Here is a 9,782-nt window from a genome sequence, read left to right as displayed (position 1 = left end):
CGTCCGGGTGGTTGATGCGCAGCACTTCACCGTCGGGCTTGCGCTCCAGGGTCGTGGTCTGGTTCAGCGCATCGGTCACCGCTACCAGGTGCTGACGCTCGTCGTAGCGGTACCACGTGCTCTTGCCGGAGCAGTCCTGGTAACGCTCAACCTGGGCCAGGGTGTTCCACCACAGGTACTTGGCCTTGTAGGTGGCATCGATGATGGTGTGCGGCAGGCCGTCATCGCTGTTGAGGTATTCGGTCATCTGGCCGAGGGCATCGATTTCGGCGAGCAGGTTGCCCTTGTCGTCGTAACGCGACTGCCACACGCTGCCGTAAGGAAAGCGGGTTTCGGTGACCAGGGGCGTGGCACGGCAGTGCTTGTAGCTGATCTTGCGGCCCAGCGGGTCGGTTTCTTCGACCAGCCTGGAGAAATCGTCGTACTTGAGCGCCAAATTTGCTATAGAAAATATTAAAACGACGAAAAATTAAAGGCAAATAACTCCATATGTCAGCCTAAAAAACGTAAATTAGACGACTGAGACAAAGTTGACGATCACCTCAAAACATAGTTTATTAAAGAACCCAGCAACACGAAATTTATCCTAAGCAGCTAGCAATCTCGTAACTCAATCGCCTTTGAGCCAAACAAAGCCCCCCTCCCCCATCGCGCCTGAATAGAAATGCAAACGCTGCTTATATAACAATTAATTTGTCGCCCGCATACCCAACAGGCCATCTACCTGAAAAATAAAGCCCTACTATTTTTGACCACGCACCATCATCCCCATAATAAACTTGAGAAACATATTGTCGAAATGCAAAGCAAGCTGCATTTCTAGCAGCCAGACTGAAGTCATGCGCGCCAAATACAAATTTATCTTTCGCCACCCCCTTAACCGACTGCATAACTGCCTTACTAACCTTAAGCCTTGCATCAGCTAATTCTTTAGGTGGCTTAGGAAACGAATTGAACGGATCATCTTGAGTAGGCGTAGTTGGCAGCCACTCCAAGTCTTTGTAGGAACCTGCAAAATCAGATTCTAGCGGTTCAATAAAAACCCTGAACACGCTCTCTATATACACAACCCCCTCAACCACATCAGGAGCCTTACCCATATTTGAGAAAAAATCTGTTTGTGCTATATCATCAATCAACTTTTCGACGTCCAACATATTAAAATCTCATATCTGTTATCGTACCTGGCGGCAAAGCTTTTCGACTCTGCTGAATTGTCGTTCTCAATACACCACCGGCGGCGTGCGGCCCAGGAATTCCGGGAAGTGAGTGATTAGGCAGCTTACCTCTCGTTGGCATAAGATTCCACCATTTATTTGCTCCCCCACTTTCCAATGGGATAATATGGTGAGGCGTGGCCCCTTCTGGCCAAACTCGCCCTGTATGAGCCTCCCACTGTTTCATCAAGTAATCCTGATCCCGAACAAACTCTTTTCGAGCCACTTGGTTTTGGAAGACGCTACGGCGCTGCACAATCGGCAAGTTCCCCTTCAATATTGCAGCTTGCTGCGCCGTGATATTGCCACCGGAAGCGGCGACCTGATTCGCCTCCGAAATAATTTTATCATTTAACTTACCGCAAGTTAGACCTAATGGATCTACCCACCCGTTCGGCTCCGGCGCATATTGATAGAGATTAATTCCTCCCACCAACCCAACCGGATCCTGAGTTATAAATCGGCCTACTTGGGCGTCGTAGTAACGAAACGTATTGTAATGCAAGCAACTTTCGGAATCAAAGTACTGTCCTTGAGACCTAAGATCCTGCTCAACCTCGTTAACCGTAAGCTCTTCTAGCTCGCCCCACGAACGATACCTAGCCTGCCAGACAACCCTCCCATCACTGTCCGTCAACTCCAGCGGCGTACCAATCTGATCCGTATGGAAGTAGTAGAGTTTTTGCTCTTCGCCTTCTAACTGATCAACCCTGGCTAATGGCGCATAGGTACCTGGCTCATACAGGTAGAGAATGCTCTGCCCCGGCGTCTCCTCGCGCAGCATCCTTGCCACAGAAAGCGCTTCTGCTCGACCTGGCCATTGATCTCAGCCTGCTTGGCTACCCGGCGCCCTAAGCTGTCATAGCGATACTCACCCCGGCTTTCCAGCTTGCCATTAACCAGCGTCTCCGCCCGCACCAACCGGTTCTCGCAGTCGTAGGCAAAGGTCTGCAGCTTGCCGGTCCCCGAACGCTTTTCGATCAGGTTGCCCCAAGGATCATAGCGATACTCCTGATCGCGCCACTGCTTGATCCGGTTGTCCTTAACCTTGTCAAACTGTCGCGCATTGAAGTCCAGCCGGTTCGCCGCTGCGTCATAACGAAACACTTCGCTACCCACCAGCGAACCGGTATCTCGGCTACGCAACTGACCGTTGGCTTCGTACTCGTAGTGGATCTCACCGCGCAGCTTGTCCAGCGTGCGCACCAGTTCACCCGCCGGGTCGTATTGGTAACGGCGGTGAATAGGGTTGTAGGCATGCTCCACCAGCAGCGCGGTATTCACCCCGGTGTTGTGCACCTGCGACAGCTTGTCGGCGGGCAAGGTCGAGGCAAACTGCCAGGCCTTGCGCCCCATGGCGTCATAGCCAAAGCAACTGGTGAGTTTGCCCTGGGTCCGGTACACCTCGCGGTGCAGGTCGTCGCGCTCCATGTCGCTGATCACCTGGCCATCCAGGTTCAGCTGGTGCAGGTGACCGCTGCCGTAATACAGGTGGTTGACCTTGCGCCCATCCGGCAGGGTCAGCGTGGTCAGGTTGCTGAGCGGGTCGTACTCGTAGCCCAACGCCCCATCGGGTGTGATTTCCTGCGTCAGCCGGCCCAGCAGGTCGTAGGTGTATTCCAGCTTTTCTTCGGTAACCCCGATCTGCTTGCCGATGCCACTGGGGTAGCGCTCGGTACTGATCAACCGGTCGCCGTCGTCAATCGCGAATGATGCTTGGCGATCAAGCGGCCAAGGGGTCACGCTCGAACATAGTATGTCGGCCGCGCACTTGATGTCGGTCAGGAACCAGCTGAGATGCAAATGGCTAGGGGCGCTTTCGCGCGGCGCAGCAGCACCTCAGTGTTGATGCCTGGCATTTCGCCAATAGGACTGAGGTTTGCGCTTCAGTCCCCTACTCTGGATTGTTAAAGATCGATTGTAAACACGTACAATTTACAACACTAATCACAACGCCCTAACCTCCTTGAAATCCAAACCCTTCAAGTCGACCCCCTCCGCCGCTTCTAAAAATCTATCAGACACATAAATAGAAAGCGGATTTTCGTCCACGCGGAACACATCGTACCCTTGCACCACCAGACGATTCAACACAAGTTTGTACACAACCAAACCATTGGGATACTCATCAAACTCCGACAGTTCTCTATTAAAAGCACCGACAAGTTTCGCATCAACCACCACACCTAAATGATCTGGATTTGGAGATCGGACATGTATATCCAGAAAAGACTCTGGAGCTATTGACTTTAGTAGTTCCCTAGCCTTCGACGTCAAAATAAGTACAGGTTTAAAAAATGTGAATACATCAGCACCATCTTTCTTCCTTTTGTCATCAGAGTTAAACTCCAACTCATACTGCCTGGAAAATACAGCGGTGGCATCCTTGCCGAAAGCATACTGTTCCGCGGCTTCATGCAAGGCCAGCTCTTCCTGCTTTCCGACAAGCGTCTTAAAATCATCACTCTGAGCTATAGAATAATATTTCATAATTACCCAAAAATTTCTTTCCAGTTTGAGTTTCTAAGAGCATCCAGAAGCTTCTGCCGGATATTCCCTATGGCGGCTGCAGAGCAGGCCGCGGCGGCGCGCAGCATGCGGTGGGTGGTCTTGCCCTTGCCGTCGGTGTGGCTAAGTATCAGGCGTGCGGGTGAAATGCAGGAAGCAGACGAAGGCGTTCTCGATGCGTTGCAGCAGCACTTCGGTCTTGCTGTCGGGTACTTCGCTGAATAGAAGATCAGGTTGTCGAGGGTTTGCAGGAGATATTGTGCAGTTTTTGTGTAAACTAAATATCTCAGCCCTTATGCACAAAAAAACACTTACTCAATAACGACCCGTCAAAAGGTCTTTACTGTTGCATATGCCCAAGCAGAGCCAGACAAAGTAATACATGTTAAAGAACCTGCTTATTGCGACTTTGATCCACTTAACATCACCAGAGTTGCACAACGGACTTCGCCGAACATTGGCCACGCGTACTATCCAAGAAGCATCTCGAGAAGCAACGCCTTACAAGTGACCTACCGCGGACTGCTTGAGGTGGCGAAAGCAATGAATACACCCAGCGATAAAAAATTAACAAATTAAATTTCGACCACTTTTTCATCATCTTTCACAAAGCAAGCACAAAAGCCTCCCCATCCAGCCCGCACAAATAAGAAACTCCCCTGCAAGTCAAGATCTAGCAAGGCAAGGCAAATTAAGGAAAGCGCTGCTCTTCGTAGCCATTAGAACAAACATTTGTTATCCGCAACAATCCTTCGTCACCGTACTCAAAGCGCACCTCAAAATCACTAAAAGAAGATTCTACATGTTCTTTTTGCTGCACGATAATTTTATCAAGCACCTGACCAACATAAATATAGCTAGAGTCACTACACCCATACTCCCCCCAATTCAGATCTCTCACGACTGTATCACCCTTAAGCAACGAAACAGACACGCTCCTCAACTTTCCCGCGCTAGTAAAGTAAGCGCGCTCGACATAATCGTCACCATAATTGTAAAACTCTTTGTTTATTATATTCTCAGACTGACCATAGATTTCAACAAATAAAATCCTGGCCCATTCATCAAAATGGTAAATATGAGTATTTTTTATGCTGGCCGGGACTTTTTTTTACTGCTTACCCCTCTTAAAGCCAGCCCGCTCCGCTTCATACGGGCGAGAATTATAAAGCGGACCTTTACTGATTACGGTGTCGCGCAACCTGGATTGGGCCTCCGACAAATAAGCGTCTAAGTAATACTCTTTTTTGAATCAATTTCGGAAAATCTTTTCTCGAGATCTTTTAGGCTATACATTTCTTAATTCTCCGATTCTAGAAAACCCCACGATAAATTTCCGAATTGACTTTATTCAACTCACTAAGGGTCAGGTGGTGGTATTCGTACTGGATCTTGCGGACCAGCGGGTCGGTTTCCTCGAGCAGGCATTACCGAATGCAGTGGTCTTCCGAGATCAGAGCAGCCATTCCCCTTAACCAACAGCAAATCGGAAGTGACTGAGACAACGTTGGCAGCCACCTCCGCACCTACATTCTTAAAGAGCTAAGCCATCAACTCTGTGATTAGCCAAAAATACAAGCATGCAACAACTCGTCGCCCCCCTTTCAACCCGACTCATCAAACTACTGATAAATCCATGGCAATAACTTGGCTTTTTTGAAGAGCGTGAAGGCTTCCATGAAATTAAAATGCTTTTCGCCCCAAGCCTGTTAAGATAGATTGATCACAACATTATAAATCGTCAAGCTCTGCCCATGGATCATATCTATAGTTTTCATCTACAGGCAGAAATGAAATCCCTTTTAGAAGGCTTGCGGCATGCTTGAAACGCTCACTGCAGAGCAGCTGCAATGTTTCTTGACAGCGAAAGACGTCACTATCAACAGAATCGGTCAGAACAAACAAATCAATTTTACTAATGCTAACGGCACCTGGATAAAGCGGGCTTTGAATGACGGCTCCAGTTTCTAGATCTTTAGCCACTTCATATACTGAAAGCGATGTATCTAGAGCTGATAAGCTTTCGCCCGGTAGAAATATAAAGTACTCACCCGCTGCAACCCTCCCCTTTAGGGAAATCTCAAGGGGTACCGCTCTATATTTTACCTTAAGAGCATCGCACACTTCTAAAAAATTTCGAGAGACATAAGTCGACCCTAGTTGATAAAAATCAAAATCAAGTAAATCGAGATCTATCTCTAGATCCGATAAAGCGAGTCGATATTGCTTCCTTATACTCAATGCCTCTGGATGCATCTCATACGGAGACCACTCATAGCTATCACAATTAAAAAATCCTACCAGACTAGAAGGACACCCTTTGCCGACAGGCTGATACTGCATTACGTAACATTTGTTTTCATTGAGAATCATGGCAGCCGTCCTGTGATTCATTCACAACGAATTTGCTCACTTTAAGGGCTCTCGAGAGCTTGCCTTGGGTTTGTTACACCTCGCGGCACAGGTCATCACTCTCCATGTCGCGCATCACCTAGCCATCTAGGAGGGGTTGACCTTGCGACTATCCGTCAAGGTCAGTGTGGTCAGTCTGCTGACCGGGGCGTAGTCGTAGCCAAGTGTGCCGTCGGAGAACCGGTTGTCGAGGGTCTGCAGTAGTGGCCACCTTTGGTGCACTCGAAGTAGACCTACTCGCTGCATCGCCCGGTTGGAGGGCCACAAACATCACTCCCACTGATACTGCCATTGAAACGCACTTGCAAAGTTTTTCGTAAGGAAGTTTCTTTCACCCCAAATTCTAATAAGCCACTATCAAATTTAGCAAGGACAGTTAAGCCAGCGTAATGCTTGATGAGTTTCGGCTTAACCCCAACTCTAACGCCACTCTCTTCCTCCACTGCCTTCTTTATAGAACCCGCTTGCCTCATAGGTTTGCAAGCCGACACAGATATCTAAACTCGAATTATCTTCATCATCTATACGAGTCATTATCACATACTTTTCACCTTCAGCATCACCATCACCATCACCAGAAACAGTTACTGCGACATTTATCTAGCCAAGGTCACTGAGTCGAATATCAATTTCGGACCAATACACACCCTCGGCAAAAACCACGAACTTAGAGCGATGTGTGGCGCAAAAAAATTACCGACCATCATAAATTACTATTCTTTCCTCGCCAAATATAGAGTATAATGAAACAAGTTCACCCTGATCGAAGACCGGATAAATTTTTACACCCGGCAAGCTATTAGATGAATACGTTAGAATCTCCTGCAGACACCCTTCACTCCAGTCGTAACCAAACGCCCAATATTCTGAATCGGAGTCAACCCTACAAGCTCTAAGCACTTCACCTTGCTCTATGTGAATTACCTTTAGCCATAAGCGTTCTCCGTGACGATTAACTTTGAGCGAATAAATGCGATCGCCTTCATAAATAAAGCTCTCAAAGGCATGAACCTCACCCTTCGCATTGAAAATTTCAACCCTCTTCAAACGGGTTCCAGAATAAAAGTATCTATTAGTATTTTTTTTGTTTGCAGGCTCCTTTGCAACCATCTTGCTTGGTTTTACGCCAGACATTTCTAATTCGTACGGAATGAAGGAAACACCCACGCCCTTCGACCACATAACCTTTGACCACTCTTCACAGTCAGTTTCGAAAACGGCCATGAAGTGAGTGCCCTCAAACCTCTCAAGAACCTCATCCTTTAAGTGCTTCAAATTTTCGATCAACATACATCTACCTCATGGTTTTAAATGAAATTCCATCAAACAACGACTTCTTAACCTCGGAAAGTGCGCTGAGAAAATCCTCTCTGGTGTTCGTTCCTGAGAGCTTATCAAACACATGTTGCTTATATGCTTTACCATGCACACCAGCGCCCTTGTGAGGTGTGGCGGTGGTTCCTGGAACCCTTGCAGACTCTGTGTTGGGCAACCAAATCCCATTACGCTTGTCGTTGATATCGATGTCAAATTCATCCATTTTCTTTCGAAGAGCAATCATTCTTATATCTTTTGAGTTGGACATCACGATGTGATGCGCATCATACTGACCTCCCCCTCGCGGACTTACCCCGAGCTCCTTTCGGAGAAGCTTGGCATCTGAATTACACGACAGCCCTAGTTCATCAATCCATCCGATAGGGCTAGGCGCATATTGATATAGATTATGCCCGCCTGCTAGACCGATGGGGTCTTGTGTGACAAACCTTCCAATTTCAGGTTCATAGAATCGGAACGTGTTGTAGTTCAGCCCCGTTTCACTATCATAATACTGGCCTTGAAAGCGTAGGTTCTGTTCGACCTCACTAACGGCTAGCTGCTCTACAGCCCCCCACGAGCGATAGATCGCCTGCCAAACGATCTTGCCATCGCTATCCGTCATCTCCAACGGCGTACCAATCTGGTCTGTATGGAAGTAGTAAAGCTTCCGCTCCTCCCCTTCAACGTGATCAACCCGCGCCAACGGCGCATAGCTACCCGGCTCATAGAGGTAGAGAATGCTCTGCCCCGGCGTCTCCTCGCGCAGCATCCTTAACCCTTGCCAAAGGAAGCGCTTCTGCTCCACTTGACCATTGATCTCAGCCTGCTTGGCTACCCGCCGCCCGAGGCTGTCATACCGATACTGCCCGGTGCTCTCCAGCGTGCCATTGACCAGCGTCTCAGCCCGCACCAACCGGTTCTCGCAGTCATAGGCAAAGGTCTGCAGCTTGCCGGTCCCCGAGCGCTTTTCAATCAGGTTACCCCAAGGGTCATAGCGATACTCCTGATCCCGCCACCGCTTGATCCGGTTGTCCTTGACCTTGTCGAACTGCCGCGCATTGAAGTCCAGCCGGTTCGCCGCTGCGTCATAACGGAACTCTTCACTACCCACCAGCGAGCCGGTATCTCGGCTACGCAACTGGCCGTTGGCTTCGTATTCGTACTTGATCTCGCCACGCAGCTTGTCGAGCGTGCGCACCAGTTCACCCGCCGGGTCGTACTGATACCGCCGATGAATCGGGTTGTAGGCATGCTCCACCAGCAGCGCGGTATTCACCCCGGTGTTGTGCACTTGCGACAGCTTGTCGGCGGGCAAGGTCGAGGCAAACTGCCAGGCCTTGCGACCCATGGCGTCATAACCAAAGCAACTGGTGAGCTTGCCCTGGGTGCGGTACACCTCACGGTGCAGGTCATCGCGCTCCATATCGCTGATCACCTGGCCATCCAGGTTCAACTGGTGCAGGTGGCCGCTACCGTAGTACAGGTGGTTGACCTTGCGCCCATCCGGCAGGGTCAAGGTGGTCAGGTTGCTGAGCGGGTCGTACTCGTACCCCAGCGTGCCATCAGGCGTGATTTCTTTCGTCAGCCGCCCCAGCAGGTCGTAGGCGTATTCCAGCTTTTCTTCGGTCACCCCAAGTTGCTTGCCGGTACCACTCGGGTGGCGCTCGATGCTGAGCAACCGGTCAGCGTCGTCATAGCTGAACTGCTGCTGAGCATCGCGATTGAGCTTGGCGATCAAGCGCCCGATGGCGTCGCGCTCGAACAGCGTATGCCGCTCTGGCCGCTCGGCATTGTCGCCGTAGCCAATCTCATCCAGTCGCGTAAGGTGACCACCGACGTTGTAACTGAAGCGTCGGGTCAGGTTGTCGACCCGCACTTCTTCGCTCAGCCGATCCGAGGCGTCGTAGGCAAAGCTGTAGGTGGCGTTGTTCTCGTTGACCAGTGCGGTCAGGCGGATGGCCTTGTCGTATTCGTAGCGCACCCGCTGGCCCTTGGCATCCTGGCGGCTGCCGGGCAGGCCGCGGGCGGTGCGCAGCAGGCGGGTGGTCTGGCCCTTGCCGTCGGTGTGGCTGAGTACCTGGCCGTAGACGTTGTAGGTGAAGGTTTCCGCCGTGCCGTCCGGGTGGTGGATGCGCAGCACTTCACCGTCGGGCTTGCGCTCCAGGGTCGTGGTCTGGTTCAGCGCATCGGTCACCGCCACCAGGTGCTGACGCTCGTCGTAGCGGTACCACGTGCTCTTGCCCGAGCAATCCTGGTAGCGCTCGACCTGCGCCCGGGTGTTCCACCACAGGTACTTGGACTTGTAGGTGGCATCGATGATGGTGT

At 50.3% G+C, this 9,782-nt stretch carries 7 protein-coding genes and 2 pseudogenes; 1 reads left to right on the top strand and 8 read right to left on the bottom strand.

All coding sequences use genetic code 11. The annotated features are described in order from the left end of the window. From HP546_RS19920 to HP546_RS19905, 4 genes and pseudogenes are all read right to left on the bottom strand, one after another. Positions 1 to 436, bottom strand: a pseudogene (locus HP546_RS19920) (type IV secretion protein Rhs); the annotation flags it as partial. Positions 437 to 677: 241 nt separating this feature from the next. After that, positions 678 to 1,157, bottom strand: a complete 480-nt coding sequence (locus HP546_RS19915; protein WP_256678505.1) for a hypothetical protein — start codon at positions 1,155 to 1,157, stop codon at positions 678 to 680. A gap of 421 nt (positions 1,158 to 1,578) precedes the next feature. Continuing rightward, positions 1,579 to 2,979 (bottom strand): annotated as a pseudogene (locus tag HP546_RS19910) (RHS repeat-associated core domain-containing protein); the annotation flags it as partial. A 185-nt stretch (positions 2,980 to 3,164) separates the two neighbouring features. After that, positions 3,165 to 3,638, bottom strand: coding sequence for an imm11 family protein (locus tag HP546_RS19905; protein ID WP_172228622.1), 474 nt, complete (start codon positions 3,636 to 3,638; stop codon positions 3,165 to 3,167). Between HP546_RS19905 and HP546_RS19900 the strand changes: the two genes are divergently transcribed. Continuing rightward, complete coding sequence (locus HP546_RS19900; protein ID WP_172228620.1) at positions 3,633 to 3,950, top strand: hypothetical protein; 318 nt, start codon at positions 3,633 to 3,635, stop codon at positions 3,948 to 3,950. The two genes, HP546_RS19905 and HP546_RS19900, sit on opposite strands and share 6 nt — an antisense overlap. Before the next feature lie 466 nt (positions 3,951 to 4,416). Here the strand turns inward: HP546_RS19900 and HP546_RS31135 are convergent, their stop codons facing one another. From HP546_RS31135 to HP546_RS19880, 4 genes are all read right to left on the bottom strand, one after another. Further along, on the bottom strand, positions 4,417 to 4,626 hold the full coding sequence (locus tag HP546_RS31135; RefSeq protein WP_218584566.1) for a hypothetical protein: 210 nt from the start codon (positions 4,624 to 4,626) through the stop codon (positions 4,417 to 4,419). Positions 4,627 to 5,456: 830 nt separating this feature from the next. Next, positions 5,457 to 6,098 (bottom strand): imm11 family protein, encoded by a 642-nt coding sequence (locus tag HP546_RS19890; RefSeq protein WP_256678504.1) that lies wholly within the window; start codon positions 6,096 to 6,098, stop codon positions 5,457 to 5,459. Between the two features lie 732 nt (positions 6,099 to 6,830). Then, positions 6,831 to 7,427 carry a hypothetical protein gene (locus HP546_RS19885; RefSeq protein ID WP_172228618.1) on the bottom strand — a complete coding sequence of 199 codons (597 nt, stop codon included), beginning with the start codon at positions 7,425 to 7,427 and terminating at the stop codon, positions 6,831 to 6,833. A 4-nt stretch (positions 7,428 to 7,431) separates the two neighbouring features. Beyond that, positions 7,432 to 9,782: RHS repeat-associated core domain-containing protein (locus tag HP546_RS19880; protein ID WP_172228616.1), on the bottom strand; the 2,351-nt coding region annotated here is incomplete at its 5' end.

This window comes from Pseudomonas sp. CM25 (genome assembly GCF_013179705.1).
Classification (GTDB): Bacteria; Pseudomonadota; Gammaproteobacteria; order Pseudomonadales; family Pseudomonadaceae; genus Aquipseudomonas.
This window is presented reverse-complemented; position numbering and strand designations above follow the sequence as displayed.

Coding starts and splice junctions, on each gene's coding strand:
- HP546_RS19900 (WP_172228620.1), top strand. CDS start 3,633: ATGCAAGGCCAGCTCTTCCTGCTTTCCGACAAGCGTCTTAAAATCATC.
- HP546_RS19915 (WP_256678505.1), bottom strand. CDS start 1,157: ATGTTGGACGTCGAAAAGTTGATTGATGATATAGCACAAACAGATTTT.
- HP546_RS19885 (WP_172228618.1), bottom strand. CDS start 7,427: ATGTTGATCGAAAATTTGAAGCACTTAAAGGATGAGGTTCTTGAGAGG.
- HP546_RS19890 (WP_256678504.1), bottom strand. CDS start 6,098: ATGATTCTCAATGAAAACAAATGTTACGTAATGCAGTATCAGCCTGTC.